The 19,512-nt window shown below is 63.1% G+C and carries 17 protein-coding genes, 1 tRNA gene and 1 pseudogene; 7 read left to right on the top strand and 12 right to left on the bottom strand.

Translation table 11 applies throughout. From position 1 onward, the window contains the following. Window positions 1-1,129: 1,129 nt before the first annotated feature. On the bottom strand, window positions 1,130-1,327 hold the full coding sequence (locus FFR93_RS14605; RefSeq protein ID WP_138393930.1) for a hypothetical protein: 198 nt from the start codon (window positions 1,325-1,327) through the stop codon (window positions 1,130-1,132). Window positions 1,328-1,448: 121 nt separating this feature from the next. On the opposite strand from FFR93_RS14605, the gene FFR93_RS14600 reads away from it, so the two are divergent. Beyond that, window positions 1,449-1,694 carry a hypothetical protein gene (locus FFR93_RS14600; protein WP_138393742.1) on the top strand — a complete coding sequence of 82 codons (246 nt, stop codon included), beginning with the start codon at window positions 1,449-1,451 and terminating at the stop codon, window positions 1,692-1,694. A gap of 309 nt (window positions 1,695-2,003) precedes the next feature. Here FFR93_RS14600 and FFR93_RS14585 read toward each other — a convergent pair whose 3' ends face one another. After that, the gene (locus FFR93_RS14585) at window positions 2,004-2,390 is read right to left on the bottom strand and encodes a hypothetical protein (RefSeq protein ID WP_064706407.1); all 387 of its coding nucleotides are present in this window, start codon (window positions 2,388-2,390) and stop codon (window positions 2,004-2,006) included. Window positions 2,391-2,757: 367 nt separating this feature from the next. Here FFR93_RS14585 and FFR93_RS14580 point away from each other — a divergent pair, with 367 nt between their 5' ends. Continuing rightward, window positions 2,758-3,666 carry a DUF1499 domain-containing protein gene (locus FFR93_RS14580; protein ID WP_138393740.1) on the top strand — a complete coding sequence of 303 codons (909 nt, stop codon included), beginning with the start codon at window positions 2,758-2,760 and terminating at the stop codon, window positions 3,664-3,666. A 621-nt stretch (window positions 3,667-4,287) separates the two neighbouring features. On the opposite strand, the gene FFR93_RS14575 is transcribed toward FFR93_RS14580, so the two are convergent. The 3 genes from FFR93_RS14575 to FFR93_RS14565 all read right to left on the bottom strand — a co-directional run bounded on the left by FFR93_RS14575 (window position 4,288) and on the right by FFR93_RS14565 (window position 6,650). Continuing rightward, complete coding sequence (locus tag FFR93_RS14575; protein ID WP_138393739.1) at window positions 4,288-4,968, bottom strand: peroxiredoxin-like family protein; 681 nt, start codon at window positions 4,966-4,968, stop codon at window positions 4,288-4,290. A gap of 234 nt (window positions 4,969-5,202) precedes the next feature. After that, window positions 5,203-6,201, bottom strand: a complete 999-nt coding sequence (locus FFR93_RS14570; RefSeq protein ID WP_138393738.1) for a PHB depolymerase family esterase — start codon at window positions 6,199-6,201, stop codon at window positions 5,203-5,205. Continuing rightward, the gene (locus FFR93_RS14565) at window positions 6,198-6,650 is read right to left on the bottom strand and encodes an NUDIX hydrolase (RefSeq protein WP_138393737.1); all 453 of its coding nucleotides are present in this window, start codon (window positions 6,648-6,650) and stop codon (window positions 6,198-6,200) included. The genes FFR93_RS14570 and FFR93_RS14565 overlap by 4 nt, the downstream gene beginning before the upstream one ends. 198 nt (window positions 6,651-6,848) lie before the next feature. On the opposite strand from FFR93_RS14565, the pseudogene FFR93_RS14560 reads away from it, so the two are divergent. Then, a pseudogene (locus FFR93_RS14560) lies at window positions 6,849-7,019 on the top strand (VOC family protein); the annotation flags it as partial. A gap of 18 nt (window positions 7,020-7,037) precedes the next feature. Here the strand turns inward: FFR93_RS14560 and FFR93_RS14555 are convergent. From FFR93_RS14555 to FFR93_RS14545, 3 genes are read right to left on the bottom strand one after another with little or no spacing between them, the layout of a single operon-like run. Then, window positions 7,038-8,759: a DUF4166 domain-containing protein gene (locus FFR93_RS14555; RefSeq protein ID WP_138393736.1), complete on the bottom strand. Its 1,722-nt coding sequence runs from the start codon at window positions 8,757-8,759 to the stop codon at window positions 7,038-7,040. Further along, complete coding sequence (locus FFR93_RS14550) at window positions 8,756-9,205, bottom strand: DCC1-like thiol-disulfide oxidoreductase family protein (protein WP_138393929.1); 450 nt, start codon at window positions 9,203-9,205, stop codon at window positions 8,756-8,758. The genes FFR93_RS14555 and FFR93_RS14550 overlap by 4 nt, the downstream gene beginning before the upstream one ends. A 23-nt stretch (window positions 9,206-9,228) precedes the next feature. Next, window positions 9,229-10,137, bottom strand: a complete 909-nt coding sequence (locus FFR93_RS14545; protein WP_138393735.1) for an MBL fold metallo-hydrolase — start codon at window positions 10,135-10,137, stop codon at window positions 9,229-9,231. Between the two features lie 167 nt (window positions 10,138-10,304). Here FFR93_RS14545 and FFR93_RS14540 point away from each other — a divergent pair. Then, window positions 10,305-10,379: transfer RNA gene (locus tag FFR93_RS14540), tRNA-Gln, on the top strand. Window positions 10,380-10,514: 135 nt separating this feature from the next. Here FFR93_RS14540 and FFR93_RS14535 read toward each other — a convergent pair. The 4 genes from FFR93_RS14535 to FFR93_RS14520 form a co-directional block, all read right to left on the bottom strand. Continuing rightward, a complete protein-coding gene (locus FFR93_RS14535) occupies window positions 10,515-12,053 on the bottom strand; it encodes a GNAT family N-acetyltransferase (protein WP_138393734.1) in 1,539 nt (512 codons plus the stop codon). Further along, window positions 12,028-12,819 carry a helix-turn-helix domain-containing protein gene (locus tag FFR93_RS14530; protein ID WP_138393733.1) on the bottom strand — a complete coding sequence of 264 codons (792 nt, stop codon included), beginning with the start codon at window positions 12,817-12,819 and terminating at the stop codon, window positions 12,028-12,030. The genes FFR93_RS14535 and FFR93_RS14530 overlap by 26 nt, the downstream gene beginning before the upstream one ends. A 222-nt stretch (window positions 12,820-13,041) precedes the next feature. Next, window positions 13,042-13,839, bottom strand: coding sequence for an SDR family NAD(P)-dependent oxidoreductase (locus tag FFR93_RS14525; protein ID WP_138393732.1), 798 nt, complete (start codon window positions 13,837-13,839; stop codon window positions 13,042-13,044). Between the two features lie 382 nt (window positions 13,840-14,221). After that, a complete protein-coding gene (locus tag FFR93_RS14520; RefSeq protein ID WP_138393731.1) occupies window positions 14,222-14,836 on the bottom strand; it encodes a TetR/AcrR family transcriptional regulator in 615 nt (204 codons plus the stop codon). A 111-nt stretch (window positions 14,837-14,947) separates the two neighbouring features. Here FFR93_RS14520 and FFR93_RS14515 point away from each other — a divergent pair, with 111 nt between their 5' ends. The 3 genes from FFR93_RS14515 (at window position 14,948) to FFR93_RS14505 (ending at window position 19,450) form a co-directional block, all read left to right on the top strand. Continuing rightward, window positions 14,948-15,634, top strand: a complete 687-nt coding sequence (locus FFR93_RS14515; RefSeq protein WP_138393730.1) for a PspA/IM30 family protein — start codon at window positions 14,948-14,950, stop codon at window positions 15,632-15,634. Window positions 15,635-15,680: 46 nt separating this feature from the next. Then, the gene (locus FFR93_RS14510) at window positions 15,681-15,962 is read left to right on the top strand and encodes a YiaA/YiaB family inner membrane protein (protein WP_011424367.1); all 282 of its coding nucleotides are present in this window, start codon (window positions 15,681-15,683) and stop codon (window positions 15,960-15,962) included. 92 nt (window positions 15,963-16,054) lie between these two features. Further along, window positions 16,055-19,450, top strand: coding sequence for an acyl-[ACP]--phospholipid O-acyltransferase (locus tag FFR93_RS14505; protein WP_138393729.1), 3,396 nt, complete (start codon window positions 16,055-16,057; stop codon window positions 19,448-19,450). Window positions 19,451-19,512 lie beyond the last annotated feature (62 nt).

Raw genomic sequence — 19,512 nt, 5'->3', positions numbered from 1 at the left:
TAAGTCCGCCAGCGCGCAAGCGAGGTGGCGCGGCGACGCATCGGCTCAGCAGCGGTGAGGAAGCTTCGGCAAAGGCGGCGGCCGCAAGCCTCGGCGAAAGCGAGGTCTCACAAGCTGCATCTCAAGCCGCACCAGCGGTGCATGTGGCGAGAACGCCACCCCAAACTCCGTCATCCCAGGGCTTGACCCTGGGATCCACAGCCAGGCGCGCGGTTTCGATTCCTGCAGGTCTTCACTCTTCACGCAGTGCCAGCCGCATGGATCCCAGGGTCAAACCCTGGGATGACGGAGGAGAGGTGGTGCCTGGCTCCATCGGCTCGGCAGCGGCGATTAAGCGATGGCAGAATCAGCGGCGCTCAAGCCTCGGCACAAGCTACGCCGGCTCACACACTGCGCCGGCCGTGCATGTGGCAACAAAGCCAACCCCACACTCCGTCATCCCAGGGCTTGACCCTGGGATCCACAGCCAGGCGCGCGGCTTCGATTCCTGCAGGTCTTCACTCTTCCCGCAGTGCCAGCCGCATAGATCCCAGGGTCAAACCCTGGGATGACGGAGGAGAGGTGGTGCCTGGCTCCATCGCCTCAGCCGCGGCAATGAACAGCGGCGCTCAAGCCTCGGCACAAGCTACGCCGGCTCACACACTGCGCCGGCCGTGCATGTGGCAACAAAGCCAACCCCACACTCCGTCATCCCAGGGCTTGACCCTGGGATCCACAGCCAGGCGCGCGGTTTCGATTCCGGCAGGTCTTCACTCTTCACGCAGTGCCAGCCGCATGGATCCCAGGGTCAAACCCTGGGATGACGGAGGAGAGGTGGTGCCTGGCTCCATCGGCTCGGCAGCGGCGATTAAGCGATGCGAAAAGTGGCGACGCTTTTGGCGACGGTGACGGAAGAGGGGTGGTCGCGCGACTGATCGACTCCGGCGGCGCGATGAAGTTGACGCACAGCGGCACCGCAAAATCTGCACCGGCCGTGCGTTTGGCAACATCGCCAACCCCACACTCCGCCATCCCAGGGCTTGACCCTGGGATCCACAGCCAGGCGCGCGGCTTCGATTACTTACGAGAAAATGCCATCGCTCCTCACACGGTGCCGGCCGCTCAAGGCGTGCAACGCTTCTCGCCACACTCACGCCGCCCCGGCGGGATCGCCGATCGGCAGCAGCGCCGGATCGAGCGGCGGGTCTTGCGGGTTTTTGGTGTCGCCCGGGTCCTGCGCCGGGGTCAGCGGCGGTTTTTCCTGGACGCGGTCGGGAATGCCGGGGGTCGGCGCCGGGCCGCGCGGTGTGTCGGTCGTCGGTGTCGGGATCGGATCTCTGTTCGGCATGATCGCCTCCTTTTCGAAAAAGGAACGGCACGGCCTTCGGATGGTTCCACTTTCGCCGCCGACCTTGCTATGCATAAGCGGCATTCCTCTATATGAGAGGGCCTGCAACATGGAACTGAGCATGGCCATTCGCGATCGATTCTCGAAGAAACTGAACTGCCCGCAATGCGGCAATGCGGGTTTTGCCGAGGCTTCGGAGATCGACGATCCCAAGCGCAAGCACCCGGATTTCCAGGTTGACCAGCTGCCGCGCGGCTTTGGCGTACAGCGGGCTTCCAACCACCAGGAAAGCTTCATGATCAAATGCGAATGCGGGCGCAAATTTCCCTTCCGCAGCCTGGCGGAAGCCGCGACGGAACGGCACTAGAGCCTTTCCGGGCTAGATTGCAGCATTCTGTTGGCTCAAACGGAGTCGGATGGTCGACCGGCGGGCGCGCGTCGTAGCCCGGCTCTACGGCCAAGCCGGCCGGTCGATCAGCCGGCCCGTTTCAGCCAACCCCGGTGGTTTGCTTGCAAACCAGCTAGGGCCGGGCATCTTTCCGCCAGGATCAAAGGCGATCAGCTCGGACGTACCTGGGGGTATGCCCGTCGCCAATCGCCTTTGCCCTGACGAAAAACTGCTCCGGCAGAATGCTGCAATCTAGCCCGGAAAGGCTCTAGAGATCTCGGGCGGTATTCAGATCCGCTCCAGCACCTCGACGAATGCATCGGCGAAACGCACGAGATGTGCGGTGTCCTCATCGGGCGCCTGCATGCGGATCTCGGTGCCGTTCTGGTCGAGCAGCGCCAGCACGACGCGCATGCTCTCGCCATCGGGAATGCGCAGCACGGCGATGCGGCGGCAATCGCCGATCAGGCCGGCGGCCGGCAGGTCGAACAGCAGTTCGCCGCCGGAACGGCCGGCAGCCTGGCGCACCGCCTCGCAGAAGCCGACATCGCCGCCGGCATAACCTTCGAGCGAAAGTTCGAGCTCGACGAGCTCCATCGGCAGCGTCGGTTCGGTGTGATCGATCCCGCCAAGCGCAGACGCCTGCGGCCTTGCTGCTATCTCGGGTGAAATCATCCCGTCTCTCCTGTCCGTGACTTTGGAGATGAAACCGCTGCAGAATGGCCTTTTTTTGTCATATCAGCAAGGGCTTATGAAGTGGACGGCCCACTACCCGGCGGTCTCCGCTGAATTCCATCTGATATTCCGAGACAACAGTTTCAATTCTGGCAAATCTTGCCCAGATCCGGATGATTTCAGGCCGGGCCGGCCTAGAGCCTTTCCGGGTTGGATTGAAGCATTCTGAAATCCGGATCTAAATCAAAGAAATAGAGCATGATGTCGTCCGAAAACCGCTTCACACTTTTCTCAATCATGCTCTAAACAGGGTTACGGCGATTTGCGTGGTTCGTGGCGCGGCGCTGATCAGCAACCGGTAAGTTTGATGGCCATCCGTTACGACCGTCCCGTTTCCAGCGCCGCCCATCTTTCGCGGCTCCTTGGGGCGTTTTCACTGGTTCTGGCGCTCGCCGTGCTGATCGCCCACCGCTTCGGCGGGCTCGCCACCCCCTATCTGGTGCTGCTTTTGATCGCCGCCGCCGGCTGGGCGCTGCTGGCCGCATTTCTGGCCGCAATCGGCCTGCGCAGCCTGTGGATGACGGGCGCTGAAGGCGGACTCGCCGCCCTGGCGGCGCTGATCTATGCCGCCTTTCCGCTCGGCATCGGCGCCTTCGCCGCCGAGCGCTACCTCAGCCTGCCCGCGATCTACGATGTCTCCACCGATCCGGTCGCCGCACCCGACTGGCTGTCGCCGCCGGCATCCGACCAGATCTGGCTGAAGCGCAACCCGCTCGTGACGCCGGAGGATCGCGAAAAGCAGATGGAGGCCTATCCCGAACTGACCGGCCGGCGCTATGAGGGGGCGCTCGACCGCGTGCTGGAGGCGGTGCGCAAGGTCGCCAAGCAGAGCGGCTTTGTGATCGTCAAGAGCACCGGCACGACCGAGCCGGGCCGCGATCTCGAGGACAGGCCGGCAAGGCCCGCCCCCGGCGACGACGCCGTGACCGATGCACCCGGCCCCGTTCCGGTGCCGACGCCACGCCCCTACGACGACGATGTCGCCAGGCTGATCCGCGGCGCCAACGGCGTGACGCTGCAGGCGACCACCCGCACGCTGGTCCTCGGCCTGCGCTTCGATATGATCATCCGGCTGCGCGAAGAGGCCGAAACCACCTTCGTCGACATCCGCGTCGCCTCCCGCTATGGCCAGCACGACCTCGGCTTCAGCGCCGCCATCGCCGGCGATTACCTGAAGGCGCTTGACTCCGAACTCCTCGGGATTGCGGGTGGGTGAGCCGCGGTGCCGCCGCAGGCGGCAGCAATCGATCCAGTGAATCGATTGCAGCGGCGAACGCCCTGAGCCCAAGCGAAGGGCCGGGAGAGGGTGCGGCAGACCCGACCCCTGTTCCGGTGCCGCCGCAGGCGGCAGCAATCGATCCAGTGAATCGATTGCAGCGGCGAACGCCCTGAGCCCAAGCGAAGGGCCGGGAGAGGGTGCGGCAGACCCGACCCCTGTTCCGGTGCCGCCGCAGGCGGCAGCAATCGATCCAGTGAATCGATTGCAGCGGCGAACGCCCTGAGCCCAAGCGAAGGGCCGGGATAGGGCGCGGCAGACCCGACCTCATACCGTGCCGCAAACTCGACGGTCCCGAGAAACCGCCACCCCAACCTCCCTGATTTCTCCTTCGTCAAACGTCCAAAGGATGACGGGAGCGGGCACCATACGGCACACCGGCAAAGTTTTGCGACACCGCTATCCCAACCTCCCTCATTCCTGTGACATCCTCCGGTCAAGCCCGAGCACAGGAATGAGGGCGGGAAATGGGCGTACGCCCTGAGCCCAAGCGAAGGGTCGGGAGAGGGTGCGGCAGACCGGCCGGCCAAGGCGTTGGCAATCTCCGGCCACCGCTGCAGATCAGCGTCGAAGCTCACCCACGGCAGTGATAATCTCCGCGGCACTCGGGAAGATGCAAAGGCTGTTGGGTCCGTCCAGCGACTCGATTCGTGCCCAGGCGACGGTGCCGTTCTGATCGACCAGGAAGTGCCCGACGAGCTGGGTGCCGTGCTTGGCGAAGATCGCATGATCGGCTTCATCAAGCTCGAAGCGGTCCTTGGCATTGAGCACCGTGTTGGCTTCCATCGGCTGGACAGGTTCCGGGAACTCGCCGGTGGGGTTGATGCGCGCCGCCTGGAACTGCGCCATCGTCGCGCGATAAGGCCATTCCGGCTGATCGCTGCTCCCATCGGGCAGGAATTCGGCATGCGGCACACCATAGGCGCGATGCGTGCGGCAGTCGGGATCGCATAGCAGCGTCACCGGCGTCGGACGGTGGCGGAAATACAGGCGAGCCCGTTCCACCGGCGTGTTGATGACGGCGACGATCTTCACCCCGGCGGCGCGCAAGGTGGGCTCTATGCCGGCAAGCTGTTCGAGCTGGCGCCGGCAGAACGGGCAGTGCAGCCCGCGAAAGAAGCCGATCAGGAACGGCCGACCGCTCAAATCGGCCAAGGAGACCGTTCCGTCGAAATTGGCCGTGGCGAGTTCGAACGCGGGCGCGGTGTTTCCGGGTTGCAGCGGGCGCTTCTGGTCTCCCATGGAAGAATTCCTTTCCGGGCTCGTCTCAGGTGAAACGACCGAAATTGAATATAGCACTCGTTGCAAGAAGACCCAGCGCTCGATGTCAAGATCGCCTGAAGTGGCAGGCATGCCCCGAGAGGGGCGGCACGGCACGCCGGCAAAGATCCGCAGTTATGAGCAATTGCCACCAACCGACACAATGCGGCATCGGCAGGTTGGCGCCACAAGGGGCATACCCAGTTTGGCCACGTCCTACCGCCTTGGCAGACGCCACAGACGCATCAGTTCGACCGGAGCCGAGATGTCCGCTGTCAACACGAATGGATCTGTCGATCCGGAGCGAGCCGGCTTTCGGCTCTTGACGGGAAGACCGTGCCCCATGCCATGGATTGAGTAGAGCGATACGCGGCGTGCACCTCCGGCGTTCCAGGAGGACAACTCGCCCCAAGGCTTCCTCTCGACACGGACGCTGCTTCGATCGACAGCGTTCGCTTCAACCCATTGATCGACGCAAGCCCTCGCATTTGCCGGGTTAACCGTGCGATCCGCAGTCCCCTGCCAGATGCTGATCGGCGGCCACGACCGTCGGCCAGGGGAGATTTCGGCAATCCTTGCGCCCCAGCCATCCGAAGGCGGCGCCGCGCCGGACTTCATCGCCCGCAGCGCTGACATTGCATCGCGCACGGCGCCAACCGGCATTCCGGCGACGATAGCGGCACCGGCAAACATATCGGGATAGTTGGCGACCAATGAACCTGTCATCGCTCCGCCGGCAGAAAGGCCGACAATGTAAACGCGCGTGCGATCGGCTCGATGTCGTTTCAGGGCATGGTCAATCATCTGCTTGACGGAAAGCACCTCGCCGCGATCGCGAGCGACCTCGCTCGGACGGAACCAGTTGAAGCATTTGTGAGCATTGTTGCTGTGGATCTGCTGCGGATAAAGCACCACGAACCCTCTCTCCCTGGCCAGTCTCGAGAAGCCGCTGGCGGCGTCCAGGCTTTCCGGCGTCTGCCGGCATCCATGAAGCACCACCACAAGGGCCGGCTTGCTTGGCAGATCGGCGGGCACGAAGGTCTTCATCACAAGCCTTCCGGGGTTGCTGCCAAATGCGGGGGTCGTCTGGAGCCTCGGTCGCTCCGGCCTGGACGGCTTGCGGCGAAGCGGGCTCCATGCCTTCTCCAACAAGCGCGCGGCTCTCCGTCGCGTCTTCAGCAATCCCGACAGCGATTTGGTGAAGCCGAGCTTCAAAGCACCACGCCTTCAAGCCTGGAAAGCAGAGCCTTCAAGCCGGGCTGTGCCGCATCGCGGATCGCGACTTTCAAAGGAAACCATTTCTGTTTGCGCGTGCCCTTCTCGGGGAAATCAAGTTGCGCCTCGACGACGTGCAGCAGATGAACGGTGACATGGTAGTGATGCGGCGAGCTGTCTTTGCGGTAGCTGAACGAACCGAAGGCTGTCGCCTCCACATCGCCAACGACGCCCGCTTCCTCGAAAGATTCCCGCCTTGCTGCTGCAGATGTCGTCTCGCCCGGGTCGAGATTGCCTTTCGGAACGCCCCATCGTCCATTCCGACGACTTCCCACGAGAAGGATGCGAAGCTGGCCGCTTCCGTTTCTTCGATAACAGATCGCACCGGCCTGCTGAACATCGCGGACGGTTGAGATTGTCGAGTTGGATTGATCGTGAGCGTGGAGCATGGCTGTTTTCGATTTTTCCTATCTTGCTTCAGAGCTGTAGCAGCGGATCATGACAGTCTGGCCCGCGTTGAGTTGGTTCCTCCGGCAGCCGGAGTTCACGTTGTCGTCCGAGACCCAAAACAAGCTCGACCCGCACAGGAAGCCCTCAACGCCGTGGTTGGTTCCGATCTTTTGCGAGCCGCCAAGGTCCGCGCAGGGGATGTCGATGCGGAATTCGCCCGGCTCAAGGACCGGGTCACGGTGGTGCACGCGCCCAAGGATCTGCCATGGGGCAATCGGACAGCGCAGTTTTCCGATCCCGAGGGAACACGCGTCGCCCTCTATACGCCCGTCACCGACGCCGCGTGGCGGCGTTTCGCCGGCCGTTGATGCCGGGCGAGGGGCCTCTCACTCCAGCACCAGCCACCCCGAATACCGCACCACCAGCCCCGTCAGCCGCCCGCCGATCTCGACGTGGAAATGGAAGCGCCCGTCGCGCTCCTCCTCGTAAGTATCGCCGCCCGGCGCCAGGGATAGCGGCAGCGGGATGCCGCAAAAGCGCCAGCCGCGCACGATGAGCCGCATCTTCTCTCCCTCCGGCACCAGCGCCAGCAGCACCCGGAACGGCCCGAACACCTCGGCGAGCAGGTGGCGCTCGCCGCCGGTGCCCGCCGCCTGCCAGCTGCGGAATGTCTTGCCCCCGAAAGACCGCGTCCAGATCTCCCCGTTGCCATCGGCGACAAAGCGCACCGCGACCGGCACATCCTCGCCGGCGGCGGGAAAGCCGATGATGCCGGCGACCAGCCGGGCGAGGAGGCCGCGGCCGCGCTCGATGCGCGCCCGGCCGGAGGCAAGCCGGGTGCCGCCGCCATGGATCGCCGCGAGCGCCGGCGGCAGCTTCTCCCAGGCGTCGCCGAGGATGCGCCGGTAGAGCGGCTGCGGCTCTTCCTGGTAATCCAGCCGGATGCCCGATGTGATCGAGAACCGGCTGAAGGCCTCCTCGAAATCGGCGAGCGACAATTCCCCCGCCGCCGGCCGGGCGCCGCTTTGCGGCCGCCGGCCTTCGAGCAGCCGGCGCACCAGCGCCTCGACGCCGAGGACCGGAATGAACGGCCCGTCATCACCTTCGGCAATCAGGCCCCAGTCTGATGTCAGCCGCCGCCCGTCGCGATCGAGGCCGCCGGCGCGCACGAACATGCCGCCGCGGTGGGCGCCGAGGGCGAAGCGATGGCTGGCGGCCTGCACCAGCCGCGCGAACGGCCTGAGCGAGGGCAGCAGCCCGATCTTCACCAGCCGGGCGGCGGCCGAAAGCAGCCGCTGCAGCGCCTGCGGCTCGGTGCCGACGCCGGTAAAGGTGGATTGCAGCCCGGCAATGTGCTGCGGCAGCAGCGCCAGATCGGGTGCATCCACCAGCAGGAAAGTCCGGGCGGCGAGCGGCGCCACACCGGGCGGCGCGATCGTCACCCGCATCTCGTCGATCAGCCCGCGCCCCTCGGCCGGCTGCCCCTCGCGCAGCACCGACACCGGCTTGCCGGCATAGCTCGATATCGCTCTGACGACATTGAGGCCGATCTTCACATGCGACGACGGGGCAATGCCGGCCGCCACGCTTTCAATGCGGGAGAATTGCGGCACCATCGCCTGCAGCGCCGCGAAGGAGAGCGCCGGCAGGCTGCTCAGACCCGAGAGCACGAAGGTGCCTTTTGCCTTGGCTGCCGCATCGAGCCCGCTGATGCCGGCGACGAAACCGGTGCTGTCGGCGAGATCGGCATAATCGATGCCGAGTTCGATGCAGGCCTGCACCACCTTATAGCCATCGCCGGTGAAGCTCTGGAACGGCCCGGAGGCATCGACGACCAGATCGGGCCTCAGCCGCGTCAGCTGCTCCCGGAGGTCGCCATCGCGATCGAAGGCCACCGCCTGCAGCCACGCCCCAAGATCGTTGCTGCCCAGCCGCCCGGCGCCGCCTTTCGGCGACCGCATATCGAAGACGAAATCATCGGCCTTTTCGAGCGAGCGGCCGGCGATCAGCAGCCTGAGCCGCGGTTCCTCGCCGAGCAGCTGGGCGAGCCGGCCGCCGAAGCTGCCGTAGCCGCCGATGATCAGCAGGGAAAAGGTGCCGCCGCTCATGCGATGAAGCGGCTGCGCTGCTCCGGTGTCGGCACCATGCAGCTCTGCCGTCCGGCGATCTTCAACCGGTTGCGGGCGATGAATTCATAAAGCGCGTCCGCCGCGCGCCGCGGCAGCAGCCGGAACAGCTTCACCAGCGAATAGGGAAAGCCGAGCCCCGCCACCATGCGGATCGAGCCGTCGGATTTGAAGAAGGCGCGGCCGCCTTCGATGAGGATATTGGTTTCGTAGTCGCGCGTATCGAGCCCGTAATGCCGGTAGAGAGCTTGCCCGAGCGGCGACTGCGCCGCGACAAAGCGGTAGCGCTGCCGCCTGTCGTGTTTCAGCGCGAACTTCACCCAGCCGGAGCAGAAGACGCATTCGCCATCGAAGACGATGAGCGGCCGGTCATCGGCAAAGGCGGGCACGGCGGGATCAGTGCGATAGCTGTAATCGGCGCGGCCCATGCTCATCTCCCCTCCGCCTCTCCTTACGCCGGCCTGTAGCGCGCGGCAAGCGAAGGCGGCTCATCTGCGACAATCGCGCCGCGCTCCATGAGATGCTCGATATGGGCGAGCACTGAAAGTGCGGCCGCCCCATGCAGCTTCGGATCGGTATCGCGATAGATCGCCTTCACCATCTCCGCTATCCCTTGATCGCCGGCCGCGACCCGCGCCAGCACCGCCTGCTCGCGCTTCAGCCGATGCGCCTTCAGCGCCGGCAGGAAAGTTTTCGGCTCGCGCACCGGCCCGCCATGGCCGGGCAGCAGCAGGCCGTCCTCGCGCCTTATCAGCTTGTCGAGCGAGGCCATATAATCCGCCATCGCCCCATCCGGGGGTGCGACGATCGAGGTCGACCAGGCCATGACGTGATCGCCGGAAAACAGGATGTCGCGGCCTTCGAGCGCGAAGGCGGCATGATTGGCCGTATGCCCCGGCGTCGGCACCGCTTTCAGCGCCCAGCCATCGCCCGAAATCGTCTCGCCATCGACGAGCGCGATATCCGGCACGAAATCCATATCCGAGCTTTCGGCAAAGGGATTGACCTCGCCCTCCCGCAGCCGCCGCGCCGGCCGGTGCGGCCCTTGCCCCACCGTCACCGCTCCCGTTGCCGCCTGCAGCCGGCGGGCGAGCGGCGAGTGATCGCGATGGGTATGGCTGACGAAGATATGCGTCACCTCCCGCCCGCCGATCGCCGCCATCAGCGCGTGATAATGCGCCTCGTCCTCCGGCCCGGGATCGATGACGCCAAGCGAGGAGGAGCCGACGAGATAGCTGTTGGTGCCGAAAAAGGTGAAGGGTCCGGGATTTTCCGCCGTGATGCGGAGGATATCAGGAGCAACCGGCACGGCCCGCCCATAGGCCGGCTCGAAAGCAAGGTCGAATGCGGGACTTTCCATGCGGGACGATGATCTCAGGTTGATAATATCGCGGCATGCTAGCACGCCGCCCGCCGCTTCGCGCGCATAAATCTGCCGCAGACGCAAACTTAGTCATTGTGACAGGCAAAGAGCTTTGCTAATCAGGCGTCGATTTGTGAGCAAGCGGTTCGCCGCTCAAGCTCTGGTGGGGCGTAGCCAAGCGGTAAGGCAGCGGTTTTTGGTACCGCCATCCCCTGGTTCGAATCCAGGCGCCCCAGCCATTTTTTCCGGATTGCCGAGCGGGGGATCCAGGTGTCGCTTTGCGCATCTGCCTAGGATTTGAGGCAAATAAACACTGGGACAATCTCGGCTAGCGTGCATGTTCCCTCAGCCGACCATCGGAACGACCGAATACATCATACTTCAAATTCAAGATTCGCACGGCTGAGCAAAAGTCTTAGATGATCAAGCTTTATTTCATAGATAGATTGCTGAGGGTTGCCGTTCACGACGCCTATCCGCCGCAGTTCATCAAGACCAATCGCCGGCTCGATATACGATACAAGCAGATAATTGATGACTTTGACCGGTCGCGCCGGCGTTGCGTTCCACCCTTCTAGCTGTTGCTCACTGTACACGGATCTACCTCCCGTCAGATGCATGAGTTCTCTGGTAGATTTGGCAAGGGTGATGCTTTCCAATATTCCAAGAGCTGTAATGGCTTGAGAAGGCTGCTCCTTTGAAGCGCTTTTATAGAAGAATAGCAACGAACCGGCTGCACCCAGATTTGAAGGCGCCCGACAAAGATATACTTTTCGGATTGTATTTCCCGGACGAGTCGGGCGGTCGGCTCTCGAAGTTCCGTTGAACAAATCCGATTGCCTTGGGTTCCATAGATCCGGATAGAGCGTATCGTGATACTCCTCCTTAATCGGGATGCCGAAGCCCCTGATTTCGTCGGTCACCAGAAACCGAGGATAGTTCTTCCGAGCGGCTTCGTAGGCTGTGACTGCCGGATCGTCGGCAAGCTTTTCCAAAGAGAATGCCCGCTCATAAATCAGTTCGCCATCAGCCTTTTTGCCGGCTTGGCGAAAACCATAAAACTCTAGCAAGTTAATCAGCGCGGCCTGATCTTCGTAGGTGGTAAGGTACGCCAGACCGTAGCCGTTCGTCTGGGCGTACCAAAGCACTTGCTTAAGAAGTAATTCTCCCAATTTCACACCGCGCTTATCCGGAGCGACCTTGAAGGTGCAAATTTTCAGGATTTTTTCCGCCTTTGTGACCGCATCTGTGTCGATAGCGGTCTCGTCCTTACGAACGATCAGGCCGGCAAGCGTGTCGTCATCATATACAACCCAGCAAGGGCGATGCTGCCTCACACATTTTTCGCGCCACCAGTCGTCGAATTCGGGATAGCCATCGCGAAGGCTGTTGAAGAAGTCGTCTTCGTGGTCGATCATATGCGCATCGACCTCCGCGACATGACGGATCGGGACTTGCTTTGGTTCGTAGGTCTGCGTGAGAAGATCGGCCGCGTCACCGACGAACAGAACGCGGCGTCCCAACTCAGCTGAATGCCTCAGGGCCCGCTCATGAAGCCCTTTGTCCTGTGAAACGAGAAAGTCGACGGCGTCGCTCTTCAGCGTATGCAGAAGAGTCGCGTCTACGATATCGTTAGGCTTCCGGAGAGGGCCGAATTCGGCCTCCAGTTCTGCTTGGGTTAGGCCGCGTCTTTTGCCGAGAATCTGGTATTTCGCAATTTTGCTGAGCGATATTCGGCGCCGCGTGGCATCGTTGTCGCGAGCAATATCGTCACGCGCAGCTTCGTGGACGAAGACATTGACTTTATGAGCCGCGGCGAGACTTGAGAATTTGGCGTATGCTGCCTCAACAGCACGATAATCTTCCAGGCCGATCAGAATATTCGTATCAATGAGATACGATTGCTGCCTCATGTCTCAGGGCCTTTCGAAGATCGCGGCTTGCGTATAAATAGGATTGAGGGGGCTCGAAACTAAACCGCTCACGGAGCTCGCTGAGAGGGATTGGCCTTGAAAAAGACTTCACATCTTCAAAGAGCAGCGCAAAGCCGAAGTCTAGCCCCTGGAAGTAGCTATCGAAGTCGCCTCGCTCGATAAAGGCTGTGTCCTCGAACTCGGCCCAGATCTGTTCGATCGGCAATTTAAGAACGTCTTTGATCTCAGCTACGCCGACCATCGCTCGAACCGGCGAGGTGGAGTAAATATAGGCAATCGTGCCGCCCGGCGCTGATACGGGAAAACGACGCCGCAGTTCGACCGTTTTTCGTCCCTCCAATATCTTCTCGGAATACTGAGGTCTGATCGAGAGCACTACGTCTCTCTGCGCTCGAAACGGCTCATCCGCCAGCAGAGGAAAGACGAGTTGATCATCGTTGCCGTATTCGGCATCGAAAGCTTCCTTAATGCGCAACACAAGCCGCGCGTCCGCTGGAAAAACCGCATCCACGCGCAAGGAAGCTCCCAGCGCTTCCACATACCGTTGAACGGTTGAAAGGTAGACTTCTCCACCTTTTTCAATTTTCGATACGGCTGCCTGCTGAACGTTTAGTCGGCTCGCCATTTCGGCTTGGGTGAGACCAGACAACAGCCGGAGCCGACGCAAGTCTAAGCCTTCGGCATGATCGGCGCGTGAGCCGCTTGCTTCAGACGCTTCGATGATTTTTCCAGCCAATTTACCCATGCGCATGCTCCATTTCACGGCTTGGTAACCCAGCATAATATTCCTTTCAAGGAATATTAAGTCGCATTGGGAGATGCTTGGCCATTATATTGATCGGTGTAGGAAAAAGACCACAGCGGGCCATCTTCAACGTCCGTCGAGATGCCATTGCGGCGTCGGATGTTTTCCGGCGGAAAGTGGTCGAACAGCGCCTTCCATAGGTTTCGAACGCGACAACGCCCGCTAGCCCGGTCTCGCCTCACCAGTGCGCTCTTCAAACAGCCGCACCCCAGTCAACCCCGCCAGCCTTTCCACCAGCGCATCCTGAAACCCAACATCACCCACCTCCGCCGCCGCCTCCCGCTGCTGCCGGTGATACCAATACGCGCCGCTCACCTTCGCAGCTTCGTCCTCGCTTGTCGCAAGCCATGTCTGCGTCAGATGCCCCATCTCCAGATCGTCGGGCGCGCCGGCGCCGCCCATCTTCGTCGGCACCCAGCCGGGGTCCACCGCGTTGCTCAGCACGTAAGGCCAGTTGCGGGCGATGGCGGCGGCGAGGGTGGCGATGTGGAGCTTGCTTTCGGAATAGGCCTGGCTGGCGCTCCATGGCCGCTTCTTCCAGTCGATATCGTCGAGCGCGCTGGCGCCGCTGCGGTGCATGCCGCTGGTGAGATAGATCAGCCGGTGGGGCCGCGTGATCCAGGCGGTGAGGAGATAGGGGGCGAGCGTGTTGACCGCCAGCGTCTTGGCGTGCCCTTCCGGGGTGTCGCCGCGGCTGCGCTCGAGGTAGATGCCGGCATTGTGGATGATGGCGTCCATGCGGCCGATGGCGTTGAGCTGGTCGGCGATGGAGCGGGTTTCGGCGGCGCTGGCGAGATCGCCGATGACGAGGCCGATGGCGGCGGCTGAGGTTTCGGCGATGGCCGTGGCGCGCTCGCGCGAGCGGGCGTGGAGGACGACCTCGTGGCCTTCGCGGATGAGGGTGCGGGCGGCGGCGAGGCCGAGGCCATCGGTGGAACCGGTGATGAAGATGCGGCTCATGCGGGTTCCTTTCGCGGGGGCGTAGGGTGGTGGGGGGCGCAGAGTGATAGGGTGGGGGTGCTCGGGTCAAGCCTTGAGATGACGGGGGATGGGGAGGCGCGAGCGGCAAGAGGCGGGAGGTGGAGCAAGTCCGGCTGGAGTGCGGGGAGGCTGGAGTTTGGCAGGGCGTCCCCCACACACTCCGTCATCCCAGGCCTTGAGCCTGGGATCCACATGCAGCACTCGACGTACATGCGTTCACGCATAGGATGCCCCCTGCCGCTCCGTCTGACACGGCGAGCACAATGCTCGGGGCATGGATCCCAGGGTCAAGCCCTGGGATGACGGAGTGTGTGGTGGCGGTGCGGCGAACACGGCAACGTTGGTCCGCCGCTCCCCACCCTCACATCCCCAGCCGCCGTCGCTCCGCGCCCGCCGCAATCGTCTGCACCAGCTCGTCCACCTCGCGCGCCAGCCGCTCCAGCGGCAGGCCGACGAAGCGACCCTCCAGGCTGATACTGACCACCCCATGCACCGCGCCGAACAATGTGCGGGCGCGGATGGCGCGGTCTTCGGCGGGCATGTCGGGCTGCAGTTCGGCCAGCGGTTGGGCGATCACGTCCATCAGGAAGAGGTGTTCGTCGAGGTGCCATTGCGGCGTCGGGCTGGTGGCGGGGGGGAAGTGGTCGAACAGCGCCTTCCAGAGATTGCGGTGTTCCACCGCGAAGGCGAGGTAGCCCTGGGCGAGGTTGCGCAGGCGATCGGTCGGGCTTTTGCCCTTGGCCTCGTCAAGCGTCAGCCGCGCCTCCAGCGCCTTCAGCGTCGCCGAGTTGACGTGGATGACGAGCTCGGCGAGGTCGGTAAAGACGGTGTAGAGGCCGCCGAGCGCGCAGCCGGCATCCTGGGTGATGTCGCGGGCGCGCAGGTTGGCAAGGCCGTCGCGGGCGATGCGCTCGCGCGCCGCCTCGATCAGCCGGGCCTTCAGGTCTTCGCGTTTTTCTTCTCGTCTGCCGACCATTAACCATGTCCCTTCGAATTTTTGAACAACGTTCAAAATTTATCTTGAACGTCGTTCATGATTCTGCCATAACTCATCTTGTGAACAACGTTCATAAACCGGAGGACAGAAATGTTCAAATTGATTTCCACATTGCTGCGGGGCAGGGCGCATGATGCCGAGCAGGCTTTCGCCGATCGCCACGCCGTGCCGCTGCTGGCCCAGCAGATCCGTGATGCGGCGCAATCGATCCAGACGGCGCGGCGCAGCGTCGCCGTCGCCATCGCCCAGAACGAGCAGGAGAAGGCGCAGCATCAGACGATCCTTACCCGCATCGCCGATCTCGAGACCCGCGCCACCGCGGCGCTCACCAAGGGGAATGAGGGCCTGGCGCGGGAAGCGGCCGAGGCGATCGCCTTTCTCGAGGCCGAGCGCGATGCGTCGGAACAGGCGCAAAGCCAGTTCACCACTTCGATCGCCAAGCTGAAGGGGATCGTCAGGGATGCCGAGGCGCGGCTGCAGGCGCTGCAGCGCGGCGAGCGGCTGGCCCGCGCCACGCAAGAAGCGCAGAAGCTCGATATTGCGGTCGCCGGCCCCGGCCTTGCGACCCTCGATGAGGCCGAGGAGACGCTGGCCAGGCTTCGCCTGCGCCAGAGCCAGAACGAGCTGACGGCGGCGGCGCTGAAGGAGATGGAAAGCGCCACGCGGCCGGCTGCCATCATCGAAAAGCTTGCCAATGCCGGCTGCGGCGCGCCGCTCACCTCATCGGCCGATGACGTGCTCGCCCGGCTGAAGAGCCGCATCACGCCGGCCGCCTGACATCGTCATCCCACCATTCACCCCTCAAAATTAAAGGATCACTGAAATGAACGACAGCTTCCAGAAACATTCCGCCAGCTGGGTCAGCTTCTCCTACATCTCCTTCGGCGCCGCCGCCTTCATGCTGGCGCTCGGCCTCTACATGATGCCGCTCGATCTCTGGGGGAAGGGCTATCTCGCCATGGGCATTTTGATGCTGGTGCAGACGACGGTGAATATCACCAAGACGCTGCGCGACAATGCCGAATCCGAGAAGCTGATCCGCAAGGTCGAGGATGCCCGCACCGAAAAGCTGCTGGTCAAATTCAATCGTAGCGATGAAGATTGATCTTCCTTAACCACATCGCAGAGTTGTTATCGCACTCAACTTTTGCGTAACAACTCTGTGGCCTTCTCTGCCCACGAAAAGAGGGTCCCGCCGTGCAAACCAATCTGATGACATCGAGGAAATTCGCGCCGCTGTTCTGGACACAGTTCCTGACCGCCTTCAACGACAATTTCCTCAAGAATACTTTGGTATTCCTCATCCTCTTCAAGATGTCGGCGAGCGAGGGGGCAGCCCTGGTGACGCTCGCCGGCGTCATCCTCATCGTGCCCTTCCTGCTGCTTTCGGCGCTTGGCGGCGAAATCGCCGACAAGCACGACAAGGCGGAGGTGGCCGAGCTCCTGAAACGCTCGGAGATCGGCATCGCCGCTCTTGCCGTCGTCGGCCTCGGCTTTTCCTCGATTTTTGTGCTGATGGTGGCGCTCTTCGGCTTCGGCGTCGTCTCGGCGCTGTTCGGGCCGATCAAATACGGCATCCTGCCCGATCATCTCGAACGCCGCGACCTGCCGAAGGCCAATGCCTGGATCGAGGGCGGCACCTTCATCGCAATTCTCGGCGGCACGATCATCGCCGCCCTTGCCTTCTCAAGCGGCGACAATGTTCTGCTGTTCGGCTCGATGATGATGGGCCTGTCGCTGCTCTGCTGGCTTTCGGCCCGGATGATCCCGCCGACCGGCTCCAAGGCGCCGGATCTTGAGATCGACCGCAACGTCATCCGCTCCAGCTACACGCTCGTCATGGAAATCCGTGAGGACAAGCGGCTGTGGCGTTCGGCGCTGATGAACTGCTGGTTCTGGCTGGTCGGCGCCTTCATTCTCTCCATCCTGCCAACCATGGTGACCGAGATTCTCGGCGGCTCCGAGCTCGTCGTGCCGGCCTATCTCACCGTTTTTGCCATCGCCGTCGCCGTCGGCTCCGGCATTGCCGCCTGGATGTCGTCGGGCCGCATCGTGCTGCTGCCGGCCCCGGTCGGCACCGCGCTGCTCGGCCTCTTCAGCCTCGATCTCGCCTGGAACCTCTGGGGCCTTACCTCGACCTCGCACGCGACGACCATCCTCGCCTTTTTCGCCGGCGAAAATACCATCCGCGTCGCCATCGATCTCGCCGGCATGGCGATATCGGGCGCCTTCATCGCCGTTCCCACTTTCGCCGGCCTGCAGAGCTGGGCGCATGAAGATCGCCGCGCCCGCGTCATCGGCGCCGCCAACGTGCTTTCGGCGCTGTTCATCACCGTCGGCCTCGGTCTCGTCGCCGTCATCCAGGCGCTTGGTGCCAGCATTCCTCAGATCCTGATCGGCCTCGGCATCGTCAATTTCGCCGTCGCCTGGCTGATGCTGAAGACGCTGCCGACCAATGCCTTCCGCGATTTCATCTCGATCCTGTTCCGCGCCTTCATGCGGCTCGAGGTCGAGGGGCTGGAGAATATCAAGAAGGCCGGCCCGGCGCCGATCATTGCGCTGAACCATGTCAGCCTGCTCGATGGGGCCTTGGCGCTCGCCATCACCGAGGAAGAGCCCACCTTTGCCGTCGATTACAAGATCGCCCAGGCTTGGTGGGTGCGCCCCTTCCTGAAAATGTGCAAATTCCTGCCGCTCGACCCGACAAAGCCGATGGCGACGCGCTCGCTGATCAAGGTGGCGCAGGAAGGCAGCCCGATCGGCATCTTCCCCGAAGGCCGGCTGACGGTGACCGGCACGCTGATGAAGGTCTATGACGGTGCGGCCATGGTCGCCGACAAGACCGGCTCGATGGTGGTGCCGGTCAAGATCGACGGGCTGGAGAAGACCTATTTCTCCTACCTCGACAACGGCAAGATCCGCCGCCGGCTGTTTCCCAAGGTCAAGGTCACCATTCTCGAGCCGGTGAAGCTCGAGGTGGAACCGGAGCTGAAAGGCCGCAAGCGCCGCACGGCGGCAGGTGCTGCCCTCTACCAGGTGATGTCGAACCTGTTGTTCCGCACCGCCGATACTTCCTCGACCGTGCTCGAGCGCGTCATCCGGGCAGGCCGCGAATTCGGCATGGGCAAGCTCGCCGTCGAAGATCCGGTCACCGGCCGGCTGACCTACGGCAAGCTGTTGACCGGTGCCGCCGTGCTCGGCGCCAAGTTCCGCGCCCGCTTCCCGGAACAGAACCTCGGCGTCATGCTGCCGAATGCCAATGGCGCCGCCGCCACCATTCTCGGCGTCATGAGCGCGGGCAAGGTTCCGGCGATGCTGAACTTCACCGCGGGTGCTGCCAACATTCTTTCCGCCTGCAAGGCGGCGGAGGTGAAACACGTGCTGACCTCGCGCGCCTTCGTCGCCCAGGCCAAGCTCGGCCCTGTCATCGCGGAGCTGGAAAAGCAGCTGGCGATCGTCTGGCTCGATGATCTCAGAGCCGAAATCGGCCTCAAGGACAAGATCATCGGGCTTCTCCGCAAGGCGCGGCCGCTCGTCAAGCGCCAGGCCGACGATCCGGCCGTCATCCTCTTCACCTCGGGCTCGGAAGGCACGCCGAAGGGCGTGGTGCTCACCCACCGCAATATCCTGTCGAACGCCGCCCAGGCCGCCGCCCGCATCGATTTCCATAGCGGCGACAAGGTGTTCAACATCCTGCCGGTCTTCCATTCCTTCGGGCTGACGGCCGGCACCGTGCTGCCGCTGATCTCGGGCGTGCCGGTCTATTTCTATCCATCGCCGCTGCATTACCGCATCGTGCCGGAGCTGATCTATGTCTCCAATGCCACGATCATCTTCGGCACCGATACCTTCCTCAACGGCTACGCGAGGACGGCGCATCCTTACGATTTCCGCTCGATCCGCTATATCTTCTCCGGCGCCGAGCCGGTGAAGGCTTCGACCCGCCACACCTATATGGAAAAATTCGGCCTGCGCATTCTCGAAGGCTACGGCGTCACCGAAACCGCGCCTGTCATTTCGATCAACACGCCGATGTACAACCGCTCCGGCACGGTCGGTAAGATCCTGCCGGGCATGGAATGGAAGCTCGAGCCCGTGCCCGGCATCGACGAGGGCGGCCGGTTGCATGTGCGCGGCGCCAATGTCATGGCCGGTTATCTCCGCGCCGAAAAGCCCGGCGTGCTCGAGCCGCTCGCCGATGGCTGGCATGACACCGGCGACATCGTCACCATCGACGGGGACGGCTTCGTCAAGATCCGCGGCCGCGCCAAGCGCTTCGCCAAGATCGGCGGCGAAATGGTGTCGCTGGCGGCGATCGAGACGCTTGCCGCCGAGCTCTGGCCCGGCGCGCTCTCGGTCGTCTCGTCGCTGCCCGACCCGAAGAAGGGCGAGCGCCTGGTGCTCCTGACCGAAGCCGAAACCGCCACCCGCGCCGAATTCCTCGCCTTCGCCAAATCCAGGGGCGCGATGGACATGATGGTCCCGGCCGAAGTCACCATCGGCAAGGTGCCGGTTCTCGGCTCCGGCAAGGTCGATTTCGTCGCGGCGCGGAAGCTGGCGGAGGGTGCGGTTGAGAAGGAGGAGGCGGCGTAGCGCTTGCGTTGGGTTGGGGGAGGGCGCCAGCTCTCCTCCGTCATCCCAGGGCTCGACCCTGG

The sequence above is a fragment of the Rhizobium sp. MHM7A genome (genome assembly GCF_005862215.1).
Taxonomy (GTDB): Bacteria; Pseudomonadota; Alphaproteobacteria; order Rhizobiales; family Rhizobiaceae; genus Rhizobium; species Rhizobium bangladeshense.
This window is presented reverse-complemented; position numbering and strand designations above follow the sequence as displayed.